Genomic DNA, 20,001 nt, shown 5'->3' on the forward strand with positions numbered 1-20,001 from the left:
CAAGCATGAACGCGGCATTCGACATCAAATCGCTGGTCCAGGAAATCGACTACGGCACACCCGCCTCCGAAGCCGAACAGCAGGTAACACTGACAGTCGACGGCAAGTCGGTGACGGTGCCGGCGGGCACCTCGATCATGCGCGCTTCTATGGAAGCGGGCGTTGAAATCCCGAAGCTGTGCGCAACCGACATGCTGGATTCGTTTGGCTCCTGCCGGGTCTGCCTCGTCGAGATCGACGGGCGCGGCGGCACGCCGGCCTCGTGCACGACGCCGGTCGGCGAGGGCATGGTCGTGCACACACAGAGCGACCGGCTGAACGCCATTCGCCGCGGCGTGATGGAACTCTACGTCTCTGACCACCCGGTGGCGTGGGGCGAGAAGGCCGGCACCGGCGCCAGCGAGTTCGACAAGGTCGTCAGGACGGTCGGCCTGACCGAGAACCGCTATGGCGTCGACGGGCGCAACCACGTCAAGCAGGAAAACGGCGTGGCGCCCGGGCATGGCTCGCTGACCATCGACTATATCGCCCGCGATGAATCCAACCCCTATTTCACCTACGATCCGGCGCAATGCATCGTCTGCTCGCGCTGCGTGCGCGCCTGCGAGGAGGTGCAGGGCACGTTCGCGCTGACCATCGAGGGCCGCGGCTTCGAATCCAGGGTCTCGGCCGGCATGCACGAGGCGTTCGTCGATTCCGAGTGCGTGTCGTGCGGGGCCTGCGTGCAGGCCTGCCCGACCGATGCGCTGAGGGAGAAGACCGTGCTGGCGAAAGGCCTGCCCGAGCGCTCGACCGTCACCACCTGCGCCTATTGCGGCGTCGGCTGCTCGTTCAAGGCCGAGGTCAAGGGCAACGAGGTCATTCGCATGATGCCCTACAAGGCAGGCAAGGCCAACCACGGCCACTCCTGCGTCAAGGGCCGCTTCGCCTATGGCTATGCGACGCACAAGGACCGTATCCTGAAGCCGATGATCCGCGAGCGGGTCAGCGATCCGTGGCGCGAAGTGTCGTGGGAAGAGGCGCTCACCCACACGGCGAATGAATTCCGCCGCATCCAATACCAGTACGGCCGCACCTCGATCGGCGGCATCACCTCCTCGCGCTGCACCAATGAGGAGACCTACCTCGTCCAGAAGCTTGTCCGGCAGGGCTTCCGCAACAACAATGTCGACACCTGCGCCCGGGTCTGCCATTCGCCGACCGGCTATGGTCTCGGCCAGACCTTCGGCACCTCAGCCGGCACGCAGGACTTCGATTCGATCGAGCAGACGGACGTCATCCTGCTGATCGGCGCCAATCCGACCGATGCCCATCCGGTGTTCGCTTCGCGCATGAAAAAGCGCATGCGCCAGGGCGCCAAGCTGATCGTGCTCGATCCGCGCCGCACCGACATCGTGCGCTCGGCCCATGTCGAGGCTCAGTACCATCTGCCGCTGAAGCCGGGCACCAACGTCGCCATGCTGACGGCACTTGCCCATGTCATCGTTACCGAAGGCCTGTTCGACGAGGCCTTCATCCGCGAGCGCTGCGACTGGGACGAGTTCCAGGACTGGGCGTCGTTCGTGGCACTGCCGGAAAACAGCCCGGAGGTCGTCGGCCAGCTTGCCAATGTCGATCCCGACGACATACGCGGTGCGGCCCGGCTCTACGCCCGCGGCGGCAACGGCGCGATCTATTACGGCCTCGGCGTGACCGAGCACAGCCAAGGCTCGACCACCGTCATCGCCATTGCCAACCTCGCCATGGCGACCGGCAATATCGGCCGGCCGGGCGTCGGCGTGAACCCGCTGCGCGGCCAGAACAATGTGCAGGGCTCTTGCGATATGGGCTCGTTCCCGCACGAGCTTCCCGGCTATCGCCACATTTCAGGCGACGCGGTGCGCGCGATCTATGAGAGCCTGTGGGGCGTCAAGCTCGACGACGAGCCTGGCCTGCGCATCCCCAATATGCTGGACGCAGCCGTCGACGGTTCGTTCAAGGGGCTCTATGTGCAGGGCGAGGATATCCTGCAGTCCGACCCCGACACCAAGCATGTCGCCGCCGGACTGGCGGCGATGGAATGCGTGGTCGTGCACGATCTCTTTCTCAACGAGACGGCCAATTACGCGCATGTCTTCCTGCCCGGCTCGACCTTCCTCGAGAAGGATGGCACCTTCACCAATGCCGAGCGCCGCATCAACATGGTGCGCAAGGTGATGGAGCCGAAATGCGGCTATGCCGACTGGGAAACGACGCAGGAGCTCGCCAAGGCGCTCGGCCTCGGCTGGACCTACACGCATCCATCGCAGATCATGGACGAGATCGCCAAGACGACGCCGAGCTTCGCCGGCGTTTCCTTCGACCTCCTCGACAGAGTGGGCTCGGTGCAGTGGCCCTGCAACGAGAAGTCGCCGGAGGGCACGCCGATCATGCATATTGGCGGCTTCGTGCGCGGCAAAGGCAAGTTCATCCGCACCGAATACGTCGCGACCGACGAAAGGACCGGGCCGCGCTTCCCGCTGCTGCTGACCACCGGCCGCATCCTGTCGCAATACAATGTCGGCGCGCAGACCCGGCGTACCGAGAACGTGGTCTGGCATAGCGAGGACCGGCTGGAGATCCATCCGCACGATGCGGAAAATCGCGGCCTGCGCGACGGCGACTGGGTGCGGCTGACCAGCCGCTCAGGCGAGACGACGCTGCGCGCGCTGATCACCGAGCGGGTGTCGCCAGGCGTCGTCTATACGACCTTCCACCATCCCGACACCCAGGCCAACGTCATCACCACCGACTTCTCCGACTGGGCGACCAACTGCCCGGAATACAAGGTGACCGCAGTGCAGGTGGGCGCGTCCAACGGCCCGTCGGAATGGCAGCGCGACTATGACGAGCAGGCAAAGCAAAGCCGCCGTATCGCGAAGTTGGAAGCGGCGGAGTAGTCCTTGACCGCGCGCCGCAAAGCCATTGCGCAGATCTCGCGGCTGGCGCGCCGCGCCGGCGGCACCGCGGCCGCCAACCGGATGGTGCCGGAAGAGACGCCGGTGGCGTTCTCCTTTGCCGGCACCACGCATGCGGTGATGATGGCAAGTCCGGCTGATTTCGAGGATTTCGCGCTCGGCTTCTCGCTGACCGAAGGCATCATTGCCTCGCCGGACGAAATCGAAGCCATCGAGGTCGAGGATCACGGCGCCGGCATCGACATCCAGATCCGGCTGAAGGACCAGGCCAACACCCGCTTCGAAGCGCGGCGAAGACGGCTGGCCGGCCCGGTCGGCTGCGGGTTGTGCGGCATCGAATCGATCGAGGAGGCGATGCGCTCGGTAAACTCGGTCGGTGCGTCAACACTTACGCTTCAGGCCAACGATATCGTCCGTTCGGTCAAGCTGCTGTCGAAGGTGCAGCCGCTGCACACCGAGACTGGTGCCGTCCACGCCGCCGGTTTTTACCTTCCCGACAGGGGCGTCGTCATGGCGCGCGAGGATGTCGGCCGCCACAATGCGCTGGACAAGCTGGCCGGCGCGCTGGCCAGGGCCGGTATCGACGGCGCCAGCGGTGCCGTCGTCGTCACGTCGCGCGTTTCGGTCGAGATGGTGCAGAAGACTGCGGCGATCGGCTCGGCCGTCATCATTGCCGTCTCGGCGCCGACCGCACTTGCCATCCGCACCGCGGACGAGGCCGGCATGACGCTGGTGGCGCTGGTACGCGGCGACGATTTCGATATTTTCACCCATCCTGACCGCGTGGTTTCCGGAGTTGCCAAGCATGTCGCATGACGAAGGCCACCTCATGAGCACCAGCGAAAAGCTGGTTCGCATGGCCAACCAGATTGCCGCCTTTTTCCACTCAAAGCCGCGCGAGCAAGGCATTGCCGGCGTCGCCGAGCACATCAACAAGTTCTGGGAGCCGAGGATGCGCCGGCAATTGTTCGAGATGCTGGACAGCGGTGGCGAGGGGTTCAACGAGCTTGTCGTCGCGGCCGCGCCACACATCAAGCGGCCGGGCGCGCCGGAGGGCGCAGGTTTCAGCGCTGGCGGAGCGAACACCGAGACTGCCGCCGCGTCACAGAAGTAGGCGCCGCGGGCCCACATTCACACTCTCTAAAGTTTCATCTGCCGCAAGCCGCGCGCCTCTGCTATGATCCGGCGATAAGAAATCGTCGGGTCGGGCGGACAACTCGTGAGGCCGATCGAAACTCGATACGCGCTCAGTGGCGACGTGCGGATCGCCTATCAGGTGGTCGGCCAGGGATCGCTCGATCTCGTCTTCGTGCCGGGTTTCATTTCCAATCTCGACCTGCACTGGGAAGACGAGGGCTACACCCGGCTGTTGAAGCGGCTTTCCGCGTTCTCACGGCTGATCCTGTTCGACAAGCGCGGCACCGGTCTGTCCGACCGCGTCGATGTCCACCACCTGCCCAGCCTCGAAACCCGCATGGACGATGTACGCGCGGTGATGGATGCGACCGGCAGCGGCCGCGCCGCCTTGCTCGGCGCTTCGGAAGGCGCGCCGATGGCAATGCTGTTCGCCGCCACCTACCGGAGCGGACGCGGGCGCTGGCGCTTTATGGCGGCTATGCGCATTTCCACAAATGGGTGATGCCGCCGGAACGCCTGGAGGCGTTCATCGCGACGGCGGAGACCGCATGGGGCACCGGCGCCACCCTGCCGCATTTCGCGCCCGGTCGCGTCGACGATCCGCGTTTCGCCACATGGTGGGCGCGCTTCGAGCGGCTGTCGGCGAGTCCGACGGCGGCTATCGCCCTGGCCCGCATGAATGCAGCAATCGACGTGCGCGGCGTGCTGGCGACGATCAGCGCGCCGACGCTGCTGGTCCACCGCCGAAACGATGCACGCGTCGACCCGGAGGCCAGCCGCTTCCTGGCAAGGAAGATCCCGAATTCGCGATTGGTCGAGGTACCCGGGCGCGACCACCCGATCTGGACCGGCGATGTCGACCGGGTGGCTGATGTGATCGAGGAATTCCTGACCGGAGCGCGCGCCGTTGCCGAGGTGGAACGAATGCTGGCAGCACTTCTGGTCACCCGGATCTACGACACGGCGCGGCTTGGCGACCGCATGTGGAGCGAGCGCAGCCAGCGTTTTCAGGAAACATGGCGCCTGCTGGTCGGGCGCCATGGCGGCCGCCCGGCCGGCACGCATGGCGAACTGATAATGGCGCGCTTCGACGGCCCGGCGCGGGCCGTCCGCTGCGCGGCGGCGCTGCGCGATGCGGCGCAGGAAATCGGCGTCGCCAGCGCGCAGGGCGTGCATGTCGGCGAGGTCGAGCTGCGTGGGCCGCCGACGGGATTGACTGCGCGCGTGACGATGCAGCTTGCCGCACATGCCGGGCGCGGCGACATAATCGCATCGCGGCTGGTCGCCGACCTCGCCGCCGGTTCAGGTCTTCATTTCAACGACGCCGGGCGCATCGCACTTGACGAGCTGGATGAAGTTGGCGCTGGTGCAGGCGACCTCGGAACAGCATCTCGAGCCGGCCTGCCGGCTGAAGGCCAAGGCTGCCGAGCCGGCCGCACTGACAGCGCGCGAAAGCGAGGTGGTGAACCTCATTGCCGACGGCAAGAGCAATGCCGCGATCGCCGCCGAACTCGGGCTGAGCGAACACACGGTCAAGCGCCACGTCGCCAATATTCTGCTCAAGCTGGACCTGCCGTCGCGGGCGGCGGCGGCGGCGTTCTCGGCCCGGCACGCTGGCCCGCACGGGCCATAGCAGCCATGGCGCTTTCGGGCGAAGCGGCTGGGCATGCTAAGCGCTATCACTTCGTCCCATGCAGGCCAGGCGGATATCGCCGGGAAAGGCGCTGCGAAGGGAGAAATAAAATGCTGAAGTCGACACTTAAATCGCTGGTGCTGGCGGCAGGCGTTGGCGCGCTGCTGGCGATAGTTCCTGCCAAGGCCGAGGACGCCTCGGCGACGGCCGCCTACAAGGATATCCAGGCCACGCTCGGCTCGGTGCCGGACATGTTCAAGACGCTGCCGGACGTCGCTGTCGCCGGCGCCTGGGCCGAGATCAAGGGCGTGCAGCTCAACCCGAAAACCGCGCTCGACGGCAAGACCAAGGAATTGATGGGCCTCGCCGTCGCCTCGCAGATCCCCTGCCAGTACTGCATCTATTTCCACACGCAGGCGGCCAAGCTCAATGGCGCCAGCGACGAGGAAATCAAGGAGGCGGTGGCGATGGCCGCGATCGTGCGCCACTGGTCGACGATGCTCAACGGCAGCCAGGTCGATCTCGCCACCTTCAAGAAGCAGTCCGATGAGGTGTTCGCGGCCGTCAAGGCGAAGTCGCAGTGAAAAACCGCTGCCCGGCGGCGAGCGCCAGGCAGCGGCTGATCAAGCAACCGCCCGATCGTCAAGACGGGCCCATGGAGGACAAAAATGCTGACCAAGACACAGGCGGTAGACGGCGCGGCGATCAAGAAGGCGATCGAGGGCCGTGACGGAAAATTGCTGGCGAGCTTCTATGCCGACGACGCATTGGTGCGGGTGATCGACCGCAACAACCCGCCGAGCAAGCCGCGCGAAATCCGCGGGCGCGCGGCGATCACCACATTCTGGGACGACATCTGCAGCCGCGCGATGACCCACAAGGTCGACACCACCATCGCCGACGGCAACAATCTCGCCTTCACCCAGGCCTGCGCCTATCCGGACGGGACCAAGGTGTTCTGCGCGGCGATGCTGGAGCTGAAGAACGGCCAGATCGCGCGGCAGACCGTCGTGCAGGCATGGGACGAGTGAGGCGGCGATGTTCAGTGCCAGATGGCAGATCGACGCCAAATTCGACCACAAGCAGACCGTGCTCTGTTGAAGAACCGGGAAGCGAGATCGGCCCGCAGGTCGGTCTCGACGACCTCAGGTCCAGATCATGGCCGGATCGATCGGCGCGAACCGACGGTCGAGTCACCAGGTCGAAGGCCTCGCCCAGTTGGAGGCGTTCTTCGCCAGGATCACCTAGATCGACGCGCACGCCAAATGGGCAAGGAAATGGAGCCCTACGGCGTGTCGGACACCAGCCTGTGGAACATCTGCCGCATCGTGGAATAGCAGTCCGGCTTAGTCCCTTCTCCCCGTCACTTACGGGGAAAAGGTGGCGGCAGCCCGATGAGGGGCAGCGCGACACTATGAGGGAGACCCCCTACTCGCTCTCACCTTCCAGCGCCGGCACGGACACCCCGGCAAGTTCCGCCGCCAGCAGCCGCGCGGCACCAGCGCGCGCGATCCTCAGCATCAGCGCCTTGCGTGTCGCGGCCGCCATGCGGTGCTCGGGCGCATCGCGCAAAATCTCGGCACCATAGCCGTCGGAGAGAATGAAGCCGCATTCTTCCGGAAAGATTTCCTGGGGCACGCCGGGATGCGTGGCGAAAAAGAAGCGGTCGGAATGCAGCCGGTAGTCCGGCCATTTGCGGTCGACCCTGAAATCCTCGACCGAGGATTTGATCTCGATGATCCAGATGTCGCCCTGGCGGGTCAGAGCCACGAGATCGGCGCGCCGCCCGGTGGCCAGCGACAGTTCGGGCAAGACATGCGCGCCCATGTCCTTGAGCAGCCGCTGCACGCCGCGCCTGACCAGCATGGCGCGCTCCGACTGGCGGCCGTCGATGAGCGGGTTGAGGGGAATCGGCGAGATGATCGGCATGGCCGCACCATGCCAGATTTTGTTCACGGTTTGAACCCGGTTTTTCAGGGTGATTATCCGGTTGACAAACCCAGCCTCTAGCTAACCGGCATCAAGCCCTCCAGAGCAATAATTCTCGTCGTTGCGCAGCGTTCGCGGATGGCTTTGAGGCGGCCGTATTCCGGAGAGTCGTACCATGCCAGGAGGGAAGCCATGTCCGGGAATTCGACAATGACGAGGCGATGAGGTTCCCAATCGCCTTCCAGAACTTTGGTGGCGCCGCCGCGAGCGATATACCTCCCCCCATAGCGGGCTTCGGTTGCCGGCACGTCCCGGCGGTATTCCTCGAAAACGGCGGCGTCGGTTATGTCGACATCAGCAATGAGATATGCGGCCATTGACCTTACTCCCTGAAAAAAACATTGAAACAGGTCTATTAGCGGCCCCGCAACTAAGCCAGCGGTACTACGCCTCGGAAACGACTCGCGTTCTCCCGGATTGGGGCGCTTAACTGTCTTGGTGGGGGCAGCTCTGGGAGGAGACGAACCATGCCGATGTATCTCACGCGATTCAGCTACAGGCCCGAAACCTGGGCGCGCTTGATGGATAATCCCGAGGATAGACGCGAGGCTGCCCGTTCCTATATCGAGTCGGTCGGCGGAAAGCTGCACGGGTTCTGGTATGCCTTCGGAGAGTACGACGGCTGGAACCTATGGGAGGCGCCGGACAACGTGTCGATGGCATCCGTCATGCTCGCCATCGGTGCGGGAGGCGCGCTCAGCTCGTACCAGACCACCGTGCTGTTAAGTGTCGAAGAGACGATGGACGCTCTTGGGAAAGCCAAGTCGATCCGGTATCGCCCACCGGGATCGTGACCGCCGCCCGCGCTTTGCGGAGTGTCGAAGGCTGGGGAACGCTTGCTCTCGGACGGCGCACGTTGCAGCTTGCGCTTTCAATGTCTGCCACGGATTTTAGGAGGAGCATTAGATGACGGAAGATGACGACCGGAAATCGGCGACGCCGGAGGAAATCCGCTCGGCCATCGGAGGCTGGGCGGTGCTTGGGGCAATTATCGTTGCCGTGTTTGGTGCGGCCTACGTCATGATCGATAGTTGAATGGCCAACGATCCTGGTCGCCCCGATGGATTGCCTGAAAAGATCGGCACGGTCCTTGGTGCATTGGTGGTGATCGGCACGTTCGGGCTTCTGGCTTGGGCCGTGCTTCGCGGCGTCCTTTATTAAACCCGGCCTGTCTGGACTTTCCCCTGCGGCGGCCGCGTCTCAGGCCGATCTCCTCGTAGCAACGGATGGTCTTGGCCGCAGGCCAGAGCGCCGGGCAGCGTCACCGACATTCATGGGTGATTTCTTCGTCTCCTGGTCCTTGTTCCTGGCCCATTGATTTTGCAACATAATCCTGCGGGGGCTGTTGCCGAAATGCCATAGTCGCAGGTTTACCAGCACGCAAGCGCAAGGATATAGGCATCGCCCGCTTGGCAAGCAAAGCAAATGCCAGCATGAATGAAGATGAAAAAAGCGGCCGACTCGAGCCGCTGTTGTTTGGGCAGGCATCGGACCTTTTCATGCGCATGAAGTCACTTGCAATCGTCGCGGCCCTGGCGCTGTCGACGGCTGTCGCCGGTTGCAGCACCATCGGCTCGCAGATCTTCACCAACAACTACGGCGCGGTGACCGACGCCGGCTATCACCTGCCGCGCGTTCCGATCGAAAAGGTGCCGTTCAAATACCGCCGGCAGATCGTCGACTACGACACCAGGGAAAAGCCGGGCACCATTATCGTCGATACGCAGAACAAGTTCCTCTTTTTCGTCATGGGCGACGGCGAAGCGATGCGCTACGGCATCGGCGTCGGCCGTGAGGGTTTCGAATGGCACGGCACCGCCCATATCGCGCTGAAGCGCGAATGGCCGACCTGGACACCGCCTTCGCAGATGATCAAGCGCCAGCCGGAGTTGGCCAAGTTTGCCGGTGGCATGGAGCCGGGGTTGAAGAACCCGCTCGGCGCGCGCGCCATGTACCTGTTCAACAAGGGCGGCGACATGGGTTATCGCCTGCATGGCAGCCCGGAATGGAATTCGATCGGCAAGGCGATGTCGTCGGGCTGCATCCGGCTGATGAACCAGGACATTATCGACCTCTACGACCGCACCTCGGTCGGCGCCAAGGTCATTGTGATATAAAACCCTTATACGCGGACCGTCTAGGCAACAACACAGACGTCGCAAACAGAAAACCGGGCACTTTGGCCCGGTTTTTTGTTGTCTATCGACGTTGACGATGGAACGGTGCGTCAGGAGACCTGTTCGACGTGCTGCACTTCCGGCACAAAGTGCCGGAGCAGGTTCTGGATGCCGTGCTTCAGCGTCGCCGTCGACGACGGACAGCCGGCGCAGGCGCCCTTCATGTGCAGGAACACGGTGCCGTTCTCAAAGCCGCGGAAGGTGATGTCGCCGCCATCCTGGGCCACCGCTGGGCGCACCCGCGTGTCGAGCAGCTCCTTGATGGTGACGACCAACTCCTCGTCGGCCTTGTCGTAGAATTCGCCGGTCTGGCTGGTCTCGGCGGCGGGGCCGGCCTTGGCCATCACCGGGGCGCCGGACATGAAATGCTCCATGATGGCGCCGAGGATAGCCGGCTTCAGATGCTGCCAGTCGGGGCCGTCCTTGGTCACGGTGATGAAATCATAGCCGAAGAAGACGCCGGTGACGCCGGGGATTTCGAACAGCCGGCCGGCGAGCGGCGAAGCCGTCGCGGCGCTATCGGCATCGCGGAAATCGGCGGTGCCTTCTTGCAGCACTTCCTTGCCGGGCAGGAATTTCAGCGTCGCCGGGTTTGGCGTCGACTCGGTCTGGATGAACATGGCCGTCTCCGTGCCCATTTCGGGCAACTAGTTTGGAATAGTTCTAATTAGGCTTTATCCGCCCGACATTCAAGCGAAAGGCATCGCGGGGAACGGCTGGCTGGCGGAATGTTTTGCTAGCGCCCTGAAACGCTTGGAGATGTGTTGAGATTCAGGTCAGGCCGAGCCGAAAATGGTGGGTTCCGAGAACCGGAGCGGAGCGTACTTTTGGTACGTGAGCACCGGAAGCGCAGGAAGCCGCCAATTGCAGGCCGGCCTCACCTGAATATCAGCGCATCTCAGGCGAGGCTGTCGATCTCTTCGTCCGACAGGTTCTGCGGCACCACCGTGACGGGAATCGGAAAGGCGGCGCCCTTGCCGGCGACCGCGCCGACCAGCGGCCCCGGCCCCTCCTTGCCGGCGCCTGCCGCCAGCACCAGGATGGCGATGTCCTGGTCTTCCTCGATCAGCTTGTGAATCTCTTCGGTCGGCTTGCCTTCGCGCACCACCAGTTCCGGCTCGATGCCGAGCTTCTGGCGCACCTTGTTGGCATAGCTGTCGAGTGCGGCACGCGCCGTGGCGGTCGCCTCCTCGCGCATGATCTTCTCGACGCCCAGCCAGTGCTGGAAATCATCCGGCTCGATGACATAGAGCAGCACCAGCACGCCGCCTGTGCTTTGCGCCCGCTTCGAGGCATAGGCGACGGCGCGCTCGCATTCCGGCGTGTCGTCGATGATCGCCAGGAACTTACGGCGATGACCGGCTTCGCGGCTGAGGCGTTTGGAGACCATATTCACCCTGTTCGATGGTTTCGGTCGCAATCTGCCACCGCCACAGCCCGCCCGCAAGCGACAGGCGGCGGTGGCGATATTGGTGCGGCTTGAAGCGCGTCGCGTTCGACCAGCGACGCGCTTCAGGTTCTTGTTTTATGCATGTCGTTATCGCAAACCGCTACACACTTTGCGCGACATGCATCAGCCTTGCAGCAGGCCGATAATGTCGCGCACGGTCTTCATGGTCGCTTCGGCCAATGTGCCGGCACGCTCGCCGCCATCCCGCAGCACCGCGTCGACATAGGCGCGGTCGCCGGAGATGCGGCGCATCTCACCGGCGATCGGCGCCAGCTTTTCCACGGCGAGATCGGCAAGCGCCGGCTTGAACACCGAAAACTGCTGGCCGCCGAACTCTTGCAGCACCGCCTCTTTCGATATTTCGGCGAGGCCGGCATAGATGCCGACGAGGTTCTCCGCTTCCGGCCGGCCGGCAAGGCCGTCCAGTTCGCCGGGCAAAGCCTCCGGGTCGGTCTTGGCCTTGCGGATCTTCTTCGAGATGGCGTCGGCATCGTCAGTCAGGTTGATGCGCGACAGGTCCGACGGATCGGATTTCGACATCTTCTTCGAACCGTCGCGCAGCGACATGATGCGCGCCGCCGGGCCGCCGATGACCGGCTCGGTCAGCGGGAAATAGCCGTTCACCGTCTCTTCGCCGACCTGCATCTCGACGCCGACGCCAAGCGCTGCGATGCGGTCCGAAAAGTCGTTGTTGAATTTCTGCGCGATGTCGCGGGTCAGCTCCAGATGCTGCTTCTGGTCGTCGCCGACCGGCACGTGGGTGGCGCGGTAGACGAGGATGTCGGCGGCCATCAGGGAGGGATAGGCGAGCAGGCCGAGCGAGGCGTTCTCGCGGTCCTTGCCGGCCTTGTCCTTGAACTGCGTCATCCTGTTCATCCAGCCGATGCGCGCCACGCAGTTGAAGATCCAGGCAAGCTCGGCGTGCTGCATCACCCGCGACTGGTTGAAGACGATGTGCTTGGTCGGGTCGATGCCGGAGGCGAGAAACGCCGCGGTGATCGACCGCGTCTGGTCCTGCAGATCCTGATGGACGAGCTGTGCGGTCAGCGAATGCAGGTCGACGACGCAGTAGATGCAATCGGAGGTGTCCTGCAGGGCGACGAATTTCTTGATGGCGCCGAGATAATTGCCGAGATGCAGATTGCCGGTTGGCTGGACGCCGGAAAAGACGAGCTGTTTGAAGGCGGGCTGATCGGTCATGGTGTTTCCCTGGCTTGTGGAGGGCCGTTTCGCGCGCGGCGAAAGTCTTGCGACGGCGCGCTTATGGACGAGAGCGAGGAGACGATCAAGAGGGGCGTTGGCCAGGGCGCGCAGGCTTTGACGTCGGCCGAACAGACGGCTGTTTGAGGGATGGCGCCGACCAGAAATAAAAACCCGCCTCGGTGGGCGGGTCGTTGGAGCCAATTAGCACCATACCGAGATTAGTAGCATAGCTGCCGGCACAAAGCAAGAACAAAATTGGCGCTGATGAATTTTCCCCCTCACGGATCCGGAGAGTGCTCCTTGACCGGCTGGGACGCCTTCCGCCCGATATTGCGGCGGATCATGCCGAAATCGGCGCCGCCGGTGGCGAAGGCGGTGACGAAGTAAAGCAGCGCGCCGCCGGCGACGAGCGCAAGCAAGATTACCGCCTTGATCACCAGCGGCGAGCCGGAGCCGAGACTTGCGGCGAACCAGTGTTCGGCAAAATAGAGCGCCGCGGCCATCACCGCCGCCGACAGCACCAGCCGCGGGATGCGTTTCATGAGCGGCACGTCGCGGCCCCAATGGCCGCGCCGGATCAGCACGGCGAGCAGCATCGCCGCATTGACCCAGCCGGCGACGGCGGAGGCAACGGCAATGCCGGGCGCGCCCATGATCGGAAACAGCGTCAGCGCCGTCGTAATGTTAACCGCCACCGAGATGGCGGCAAAAATCATCGGCGTGCGCGTGTCCTCGCGGGCGAAATAGCCTGGGGTGAACGCCTTGATCAGCACGAAGGCCGGCAGGCCGAGGCCGAAGATCGCCAGGATTGCCGCGACCGTCGGCGTCGAATTGTTGGCGGCGAAGGCGCCGCGCTCATAGACCAGCCGCACGATCGGCTCGGACATGACCAGCAGCGCGGCCGCCGCCGGCAACGTCATGAACAGAGTGAACTCGACCGAGCGGTTCTGCAGATTGGCGGCCTCGACCAGATTGCCCGATTTCAGCGCCCGCGACAGTTCCGGCAGAAGCACGATGGCGACGGCGACGCCGACGACGCCCAACGGCAGCTGGTAAACGCGGTCGGCATAGGCCAGCGACGACACCGCGCTGTCCTGCGCCGACGCGATCGCCGTGCCGATCAGCTGATTGATCTGGGTGATGCCGCCGGTGATAGCCGCCGGCAGCGCCAGGATCAGCAGCCGCTTGACGTTCGGCGTCATCTTCGGCCGGCGGAAGCCGATCGAGATGCCGGCATGGCGCACCGCCGCCCAGACGATCGCCAGTTGCACCAGGCCGGCCGCCAGCACACCCCAGGCCAGGCCGAAACCAACGGTGCGGGCGTCCGAACCCTTGTACCAGGCATAGGCGAGCACGGCGATGAGGATGACGTTGAGGAACACCGGCGCCACCGCGGCGGCGAAATAGCGGCGCAGCGAATTCAGCATGCCGGCCATCATGGCGCCGAGCGACATGCAGATCAGGTAGGGGAACATCACGGTCGCCAGTGCCACCGTCGTTTCGAATTTTCCCGGCGTGTCGGCAAAGCCCGGCGCCACCAGGTAGCGCACGATCAGCGGCATCGCCAGTTCCATGGCGATGGTCAGCGCCAGAAGCGCGGTGAACAAGACGCCGAACACCTCTTCGGAAAAGCGCTTGGCGCCGTCGGTGCCGTGCGTCTCGATCTCCTTGGCGAACAGCGGCACGAAGGCGGCGTTGAAGGCGCCTTCGGCGAACAGCCGGCGAAAGGTGTTGGGGAACTGGAAGGCGGCGTTGAAGGCGTCGGCGATCGGCCCGGTGCCGAGTGCGGCGGCCATCAGCATCTCGCGGCCGAAGCCGAGGGCGCGGCTCATCAGCGTGCCGGAAGCGACCGTGGCGAATTTCTTGACAAGGCTCATGCGCTTGAAGACTGCCTGTGGGATTGGGGCAAATGGAAGGTAACAGTCACTCGGCGGCCGTTTTGGTCTTGCCGCGCTCGGACGCCGTGCCCTCGAGCACCGCGATCAGCCTGTTGCGGATGGTCGCCGTACGCGACGGGCTGTCGATCTTCTGGCCGGTGAGATCGGTGACGTAGAACGTGTCGATGACCTTTTCGCCGAAGGTGGTGATGTGGGCCGAGGCGATGTCGAGCGACAGGTCCGACAACATGCCGGTGATCTCCGACAGAAGGCCCGGCCTATCCAGCCCCTCGACCTCGATCACCGAGAACCGGTTCGACAGCGTGTTGCGGATCTCGGCGCGTGGCGGGATGCGGAAAACCTTGGCGCCGCGCCGCGGCTTGGTGCGCTTCTCGATCATTTCAGGCAGCCAGCTCTTGCCCGACAGCACGTCCTCGATCAGCCGGCCGACGCGCTCGGCGCGGCGGCGCTCGTCCTCGTCGCGGTCGAACTCCCTCGAGATCAGGATGGTGTCGAGCGCGCGGCCATCCGAGGTGGTGAAGATCTGCGCGTCGACGATGTTGCCGCCGGCCGCGGCACAGGCGCCGGCAATCACCGAGAGCAGGCGCGGATGGTCCTGCGCCAGCACGGTGATCTCGGTCACCGCCTCGAACTGGTGGGTTTTCACCATGGTGGCGAGCTTCTTGCCGGCATGGTCGGCTTCGCGGATGAATTCGGCATGGCGGAGCTGGTCGGGAAGATCGACCGCCAGCAGATAGTTCTCGTAGTGCTGGCCGACATAACGCTTGCGGGCCTTTTCCGGCCAGTCGGCAAGCGCCTCGGCCAGTTGTTCGCGCGCCGCCGCCGTCCGTTTGGCGCGCGACACCTCCGAAAACCCGCCGGTCAACAAAAGCTCGGTCTCGTAGTAGAGCGTGCGCAGCAACTGGCCCTTCCAGCCATTCCAGACACCAGGCCCGACGCCACGGATATCGCAGACGGTAAGCACTAAAAGCATCTTCAGCCGTTCGACCGACTGCACTATGGCGGCAAAGTCCTCGATCGTCTTGCGGTCGTTGAGATCGCGGGTCTGCGCCGTCATCGACATGACGAGGTGGTTCTCGACCAGCCAGGCAACCGTTTCGGTGTCGGCCGGCGAGAGCCCCATATGCGGGCAGATGCGCCGGGCGATCCTGGCGCCGGCTTGCGAATGGTCCTCCGGCCTGCCTTTGGCGATGTCGTGCAGCAGCACTGCGACATAGAGCGCCTCGCGGCTCTTCTTCAGCCCCGGCATCAGCGAGTGGGAGAGCGGATGGATCTTTTCGCCGTCGCCGCGTTCGATCTCGGCCAGCACGCCGATGCAGCGGATCAAATGCTCGTCCACCGTGTAGTGGTGGTACATCGAGAATTGCATCATGGCGACGATCTTGCCGAAGTCCGGGATTAGCTTGGCAAGCAGTCCGGCCTCGTTCATGCGCCGCAAGTTGAGCTCGGCGTTGCGGTCCGAGGTCAAGATGTCGAGGAACAGCCGGTTGGCCTCCTCGTCGCGCCTGAGCGCCTTGCCGACGAGGCCGAGCGAACGGGTGAGAAGCTTCAGCGCATCGGGGTGGAATTCCAGGCCGTGCCTGTCGGCAAACCAGAACAGCCTGAGCAGGTTGACCGGATCGCGCTCGAACACCTCGTCGTCGGCAATGTTGATGCGGTGGTTGTCGACGATGAAGTCGGCCGTGCCGGCGAGCTTGCGTTTGCGCCGCGAGAAGGTGAGGAAAATGCGGTTGAAGCCCGGCACATGCTTGGCCTGCTCCTCCTCGAGCGCGGCGCAGAAAATGCGGGTCAGGTCACCGACGTCCTTGGCGACGAGGAAGTAGTGCTTCATGAAGCGCTCGACCGCCGACAGGCCGGGATGGGTGGTGTAGCCGAGCCGCTCGGCAATGTCGCGCTGGATGTCGAAATGCAGCCGCTCCTCGGCCTTGCCGGTGAGGAAATGCATGTGGCAGCGCACCGCCCACAGGAAGTCCTCGGCCTTCTGGAATTCCCTGTATTCGGCGTCGGTGAAGACACCCTTTTCGACCAGTTCCTCGCCGGTGCGCACCCGGTAGAAATATTTGCCGATCCAGAACAGCGTCTGCAGGTCGCGCAGGCCGCCCTTGCCGTCCTTGACGTTGGGTTCGACCAGATAGCGGCTCTCGCCGGCCTTGGCGTGGCGCTCGTCGCGTTCGGCGAGCTTGGCCTGAACATATTCGGGCCCGGTAGTGCGCACCACTTCGTGGTCGAAGCGCTGCAAAAGCTCGTCATAGAGTTTTTGCTCGCCCCATAGGAAACGCGCTTCCAGGATCGAGGTGCGGATGGTGACGTCGGTGCGCGACAGTCTGAGGCATTCGTCGATGTTGCGCGTGGCGTGGCCGACCTTCAGCCCCAGATCCCACAGCATGTAGAGCATGTATTCGACAATCTGCTCGCCCCACGGCGTCTGCTTGTAGGGCAGCAGGAACAGGAGATCGATGTCGGAGCCCGGCGCCAGCGTGCCGCGGCCGTAGCCGCCGACGGCGACGACCGCCATGCGCTCGGCGGATGACGGGTTTTTCACGCGATAGACGTGGGTGGCGGCGAAATCGTAGAGCGCGCGGATGATCTCGTCCATCAGATGCGACAGCCGGGCGGCGCAGGCGGTGCCGCTGCCGTCGTCCATCAGCATGCGTTCGGCGACCGTGCGGCCGTCGGCGAGCCGGCTTTTGAGGAGCTTGAGAACACCGCTGCGCGCGGCCTTGCCCGAACCGTCGCCTGCCGTGGCCGCGGTCACTTCGGTCATCTCGCGACGCAAGGCCTCGCCGTCGACCAATTCCTCGAGCTTCAGTGATATTCTTGCCATGGATGCCGTTCGGCCTCGCCGTTTCGGCGGCGTCTATAGCGCGTTTTCGCGGCGCTGGGTATGGGGCTGACGGACGCGTTCTCCGCAGGGGTGGAACAGGACGATCGTCTCGTGCCCGCAGCCGGTTCGGCTTGGGATTGGCCGCGAAAAATCGAAAATCGGCCCTTGACCTTCCAGTTACTGGAAGCACTACCTCCGCCGCAACATCGAAATACAGGGGCTTTCGGCATGACGCATTCCGACCACCATCATCACGCCCATGGCAGCTGTTGCTCGGCAAAAGGCGCCACCTCTGCTGCGGACGCCGTCGCCCGCGATCCGGTCTGCGGCATGACCCTCGATCCGGCTGCCGGCAAGCCGACCGCCGAGCATGGCGGCCATCGCTATCATTTCTGCAGCGAAAGCTGCCGCTCGAAATTCATCGCCGAGCCGGAAAAATACCTGACGGCCAACGATCCCGTCTGCGGCATGAGCGTCGACCGCGCCACGGCCAGGCACTTTTTGCGGCACGCGGGCCAGGGTTTCTATTTCTGCTCCGCCGCTTGCCAGGCGAAATTCGAGGCCGAGCCGGCAAAGTATCTCGGCGACAGGCCGGCGCCGCAGGCGATGCCGAAAGGTACGCAATACACCTGCCCGATGCACCCGGAAATCATCCGCGACAAGCCCGGCTCCTGCCCGATCTGCGGCATGGCGCTAGAGCCGATGGGGGTGCCTACCGGCGACGAGGGACCGAACCCCGAACTGGTCGACTTCACCAGGCGTTTCTGGGTGAGCGCAGTGCTGTCCGTGCCGTTGCTGGTCATCGCCATGGCACCGATGCTCGGCCTGACGTTCCAGGCTTTCATCGACGACGGTGCGAAGGTCGGGCTGGAACTGGCGCTGGCCAGTCCCGTGGTGCTGTGGGCGGCATTCCCGTTCTTCCACCGCGGCTGGGATTCGATCCTGAACCGCAGCCCCAATATGTGGACGCTGATTTCGCTCGGCGTCGGTGCCGCCTATCTCTACAGCGTCGTCGCCACCCTGTTTCCGGGCCTCTTTCCGCACCAGTTCCGCGGCCATGACGGCACCGTGCCGGTCTATTTCGAGGCGGCGGCGGTGATCGTCGCGCTGGTATTCCTCGGCCAGGTGCTGGAATTGCGTGCCCGCGAGAAAACCGGGTCGGCGATCCGTGCGCTGCTCGACCTGGCGCCGAAGACGGCGCGGCTGATCGGCGCGGACGGTTCCGAAAACGACGTGCCGCTCGATACGATCAAGGCCGGCGACCGCTTGCGCATCCGCCCCGGCGATGCCGTGCCGGTCGACGGCATTGTGCTCGAAGGACGCTCCTCCATCGACGAATCGATGATCACGGGCGAGCCGCTGCCGGTCGAAAAGACCGAAGGCGACAACCTCACCGGCGGCACGCTCAACAAGAACGGCTCCCTGGTCATGCGCGCCGAAAAGATCGGCGCCGAGACGACGCTGGCACGCATCGTCGAGCTGGTCGCCAAGGCGCAGCGTTCACGCGCACCGATCCAGGGGCTGGCCGACCGCGTGTCGTTCTACTTCGTCCCGGCTGTCGTTCTGGTCGCGATCATTGCGTTCGTCGCCTGGGCGGTCATCGGACCGCAACCCAGCCTGGTCTTTGCCGTCGTCGCGGCGGTCTCGGTGCTGATCATTGCCTGTCCGTGCGCACTGGGCCTCGCGACACCAATGTCGATCATGACCGCCACCGGGCGCGGCGCGCATGCCGGCGTGCTGATCAAGGAAGCGGCGGCGCTCGAACGTTTTGCCTCGGTCGACACGCTGATCGTCGACAAGACGGGAACGCTGACGGAAGGCCGGCCGCGACTGACCGACGTCGTCGCCGTCGAAGGCATGGCACAAGACGATCTGCTGGCGCTCGCCGCCGGGCTGGAAAAAGGCTCGGAGCATCCGCTGGCCGAGGCTATCGTCGACGGCGCCCACGAACGCTACGTGAAGGTCCCCGACGCGAGCGGCTTCGAGGCCGTCACCGGCAAGGGCGTTTCGGGCACGGTCTCGGGACAGAAGGTGGCGCTCGGCAACGCCGCGATGATGGCCGATCTCGGCATCGACACGGCATCGGTCCTGGCCAGTGCCGAGGCGCTGCAGGCCGATGGCAAGACCGCGATGTTCGTCGCTGTCGCAGGCAAGCTCGCCGGCCTCGTTGCCGTCGCCGATCCGATCAAGGCGACGACCGCCGAGGCGATCAAGGCGCTGCATGACAGCGGGCTGAAGATCGTCATGGCGACCGGCGACAATGAGCGCACCGCCAAGGCCATCGCCGCCAAGCTCGGCATCGACGCGGTGCGTGCCGGGCTTTTGCCCGAACAGAAGAACGCGCTGGTCGAGGAATTGCGTGCCGGCGGTGCGGGCGTCGCCATGGCCGGCGATGGCGTCAACGATGCGCCCGCACTTGCCGCCGCCGATGTCGGCATCGCGATGGGCACAGGCGCCGATGTTGCGGTCGAAAGCGCGGGAATAACGCTGGTCAAGGGCGATCTCAACGGCATCGTCAGGGCCAGGACGCTGGCCCGCGCGACGATCCGCAACATCCGCCAGAACCTGTTTTTCGCTTTCCTCTACAATGTGCTTGGCGTGCCGGTCGCTGCCGGCGTGCTCTATCCGCTCACCGGCACGCTGTTGTCGCCGATGCTCGCGGCGGCGGCGATGAGCCTGTCTTCGGTTTCGGTCATCGCCAACGCATTGCGGCTCAGGACGTTGAAACTCTGAGTAAAACTTCCAGATAGACCC

Annotated in this window: 18 protein-coding genes and 1 pseudogene; 12 read left to right on the forward strand and 7 right to left on the reverse strand. The window is 64.3% G+C overall.

From position 1 onward, the window contains the following. Window positions 1–5 precede the first annotated feature (5 nt). The 7 genes and pseudogenes from fdhF (at window position 6) to NKH80_RS06795 (ending at window position 6,737) form a co-directional block, all read left to right on the forward strand. The gene (fdhF, locus tag NKH80_RS06760; RefSeq protein WP_352990381.1) at window positions 6–2,918 is read left to right on the forward strand and encodes a formate dehydrogenase subunit alpha; all 2,913 of its coding nucleotides are present in this window, start codon (window positions 6–8) and stop codon (window positions 2,916–2,918) included. Between the two features lie 3 nt (window positions 2,919–2,921). Beyond that, window positions 2,922–3,752 (forward strand): formate dehydrogenase accessory sulfurtransferase FdhD, encoded by an 831-nt coding sequence (gene fdhD / locus NKH80_RS06765; protein WP_352878293.1) that lies wholly within the window; start codon window positions 2,922–2,924, stop codon window positions 3,750–3,752. Next, complete coding sequence (locus NKH80_RS06770; RefSeq protein WP_352613832.1) at window positions 3,742–4,050, forward strand: formate dehydrogenase subunit delta; 309 nt, start codon at window positions 3,742–3,744, stop codon at window positions 4,048–4,050. Before fdhD ends, NKH80_RS06770 begins: the two co-directional genes overlap by 11 nt. A gap of 105 nt (window positions 4,051–4,155) precedes the next feature. Then, the gene (locus tag NKH80_RS06775; protein WP_352990386.1) at window positions 4,156–4,575 is read left to right on the forward strand and encodes an alpha/beta fold hydrolase; all 420 of its coding nucleotides are present in this window, start codon (window positions 4,156–4,158) and stop codon (window positions 4,573–4,575) included. Window positions 4,576–4,748: 173 nt separating this feature from the next. Beyond that, window positions 4,749–4,910, forward strand: a pseudogene (locus NKH80_RS06780) (alpha/beta fold hydrolase); the annotation flags it as partial. Between the two features lie 906 nt (window positions 4,911–5,816). Further along, window positions 5,817–6,290 carry a carboxymuconolactone decarboxylase family protein gene (locus NKH80_RS06790; protein ID WP_352990452.1) on the forward strand — a complete coding sequence of 158 codons (474 nt, stop codon included), beginning with the start codon at window positions 5,817–5,819 and terminating at the stop codon, window positions 6,288–6,290. Between the two features lie 84 nt (window positions 6,291–6,374). Then, window positions 6,375–6,737 (forward strand): nuclear transport factor 2 family protein, encoded by a 363-nt coding sequence (locus NKH80_RS06795; protein WP_352990389.1) that lies wholly within the window; start codon window positions 6,375–6,377, stop codon window positions 6,735–6,737. A gap of 397 nt (window positions 6,738–7,134) precedes the next feature. On the opposite strand, the gene NKH80_RS06800 is transcribed toward NKH80_RS06795, so the two are convergent. Both NKH80_RS06800 and NKH80_RS06805 read right to left on the reverse strand, forming a co-directional pair. Next, entirely contained in the window at window positions 7,135–7,635 is a 501-nt protein-coding gene (locus NKH80_RS06800) for an MmcB family DNA repair protein (protein WP_352990455.1), read from the reverse strand. Window positions 7,636–7,712: 77 nt separating this feature from the next. After that, entirely contained in the window at window positions 7,713–8,012 is a 300-nt protein-coding gene (locus tag NKH80_RS06805) for a DUF1330 domain-containing protein (protein ID WP_352990392.1), read from the reverse strand. A gap of 150 nt (window positions 8,013–8,162) precedes the next feature. Between NKH80_RS06805 and NKH80_RS06810 the strand changes: the two genes are divergently transcribed. The 4 genes from NKH80_RS06810 to NKH80_RS06825 all read left to right on the forward strand — a co-directional run bounded on the left by NKH80_RS06810 (window position 8,163) and on the right by NKH80_RS06825 (window position 9,812). Continuing rightward, window positions 8,163–8,489, forward strand: a complete 327-nt coding sequence (locus NKH80_RS06810) for a GYD domain-containing protein (RefSeq protein WP_023676390.1) — start codon at window positions 8,163–8,165, stop codon at window positions 8,487–8,489. A 112-nt stretch (window positions 8,490–8,601) separates the two neighbouring features. Next, on the forward strand, window positions 8,602–8,730 hold the full coding sequence (locus NKH80_RS06815) for a hypothetical protein (protein ID WP_352506923.1): 129 nt from the start codon (window positions 8,602–8,604) through the stop codon (window positions 8,728–8,730). Further along, window positions 8,731–8,856, forward strand: a complete 126-nt coding sequence (locus NKH80_RS06820) for a hypothetical protein (RefSeq protein ID WP_352506924.1) — start codon at window positions 8,731–8,733, stop codon at window positions 8,854–8,856. Window positions 8,857–9,194: 338 nt separating this feature from the next. Then, entirely contained in the window at window positions 9,195–9,812 is a 618-nt protein-coding gene (locus NKH80_RS06825; protein ID WP_352506997.1) for a L,D-transpeptidase, read from the forward strand. Between the two features lie 110 nt (window positions 9,813–9,922). Here the strand turns inward: NKH80_RS06825 and NKH80_RS06830 are convergent, their stop codons facing one another. The 5 genes from NKH80_RS06830 to NKH80_RS06850 all read right to left on the reverse strand — a co-directional run bounded on the left by NKH80_RS06830 (window position 9,923) and on the right by NKH80_RS06850 (window position 17,247). After that, window positions 9,923–10,492 carry a NifU family protein gene (locus NKH80_RS06830; protein ID WP_023676386.1) on the reverse strand — a complete coding sequence of 190 codons (570 nt, stop codon included), beginning with the start codon at window positions 10,490–10,492 and terminating at the stop codon, window positions 9,923–9,925. A 278-nt stretch (window positions 10,493–10,770) separates the two neighbouring features. Beyond that, a complete protein-coding gene (locus NKH80_RS06835) occupies window positions 10,771–11,262 on the reverse strand; it encodes a universal stress protein (protein ID WP_023717912.1) in 492 nt (163 codons plus the stop codon). 183 nt (window positions 11,263–11,445) lie between these two features. Further along, window positions 11,446–12,522 carry a tryptophan--tRNA ligase gene (trpS, locus tag NKH80_RS06840; RefSeq protein WP_352506925.1) on the reverse strand — a complete coding sequence of 359 codons (1,077 nt, stop codon included), beginning with the start codon at window positions 12,520–12,522 and terminating at the stop codon, window positions 11,446–11,448. Window positions 12,523–12,803: 281 nt separating this feature from the next. After that, window positions 12,804–14,402: a murein biosynthesis integral membrane protein MurJ gene (gene murJ, locus NKH80_RS06845; protein ID WP_352506926.1), complete on the reverse strand. Its 1,599-nt coding sequence runs from the start codon at window positions 14,400–14,402 to the stop codon at window positions 12,804–12,806. Between the two features lie 46 nt (window positions 14,403–14,448). Further along, on the reverse strand, window positions 14,449–17,247 hold the full coding sequence (locus NKH80_RS06850) for a [protein-PII] uridylyltransferase (protein ID WP_352506927.1): 2,799 nt from the start codon (window positions 17,245–17,247) through the stop codon (window positions 14,449–14,451). Window positions 17,248–17,475: 228 nt separating this feature from the next. Between NKH80_RS06850 and NKH80_RS06855 the strand changes: the two genes are divergently transcribed. Continuing rightward, window positions 17,476–19,980: a heavy metal translocating P-type ATPase gene (locus tag NKH80_RS06855; protein ID WP_352506928.1), complete on the forward strand. Its 2,505-nt coding sequence runs from the start codon at window positions 17,476–17,478 to the stop codon at window positions 19,978–19,980. Window positions 19,981–20,001 lie beyond the last annotated feature (21 nt).

The organism is Mesorhizobium sp. M0904 (assembly GCF_040319475.1).
Classification (GTDB): domain Bacteria; phylum Pseudomonadota; class Alphaproteobacteria; order Rhizobiales; family Rhizobiaceae; genus Mesorhizobium.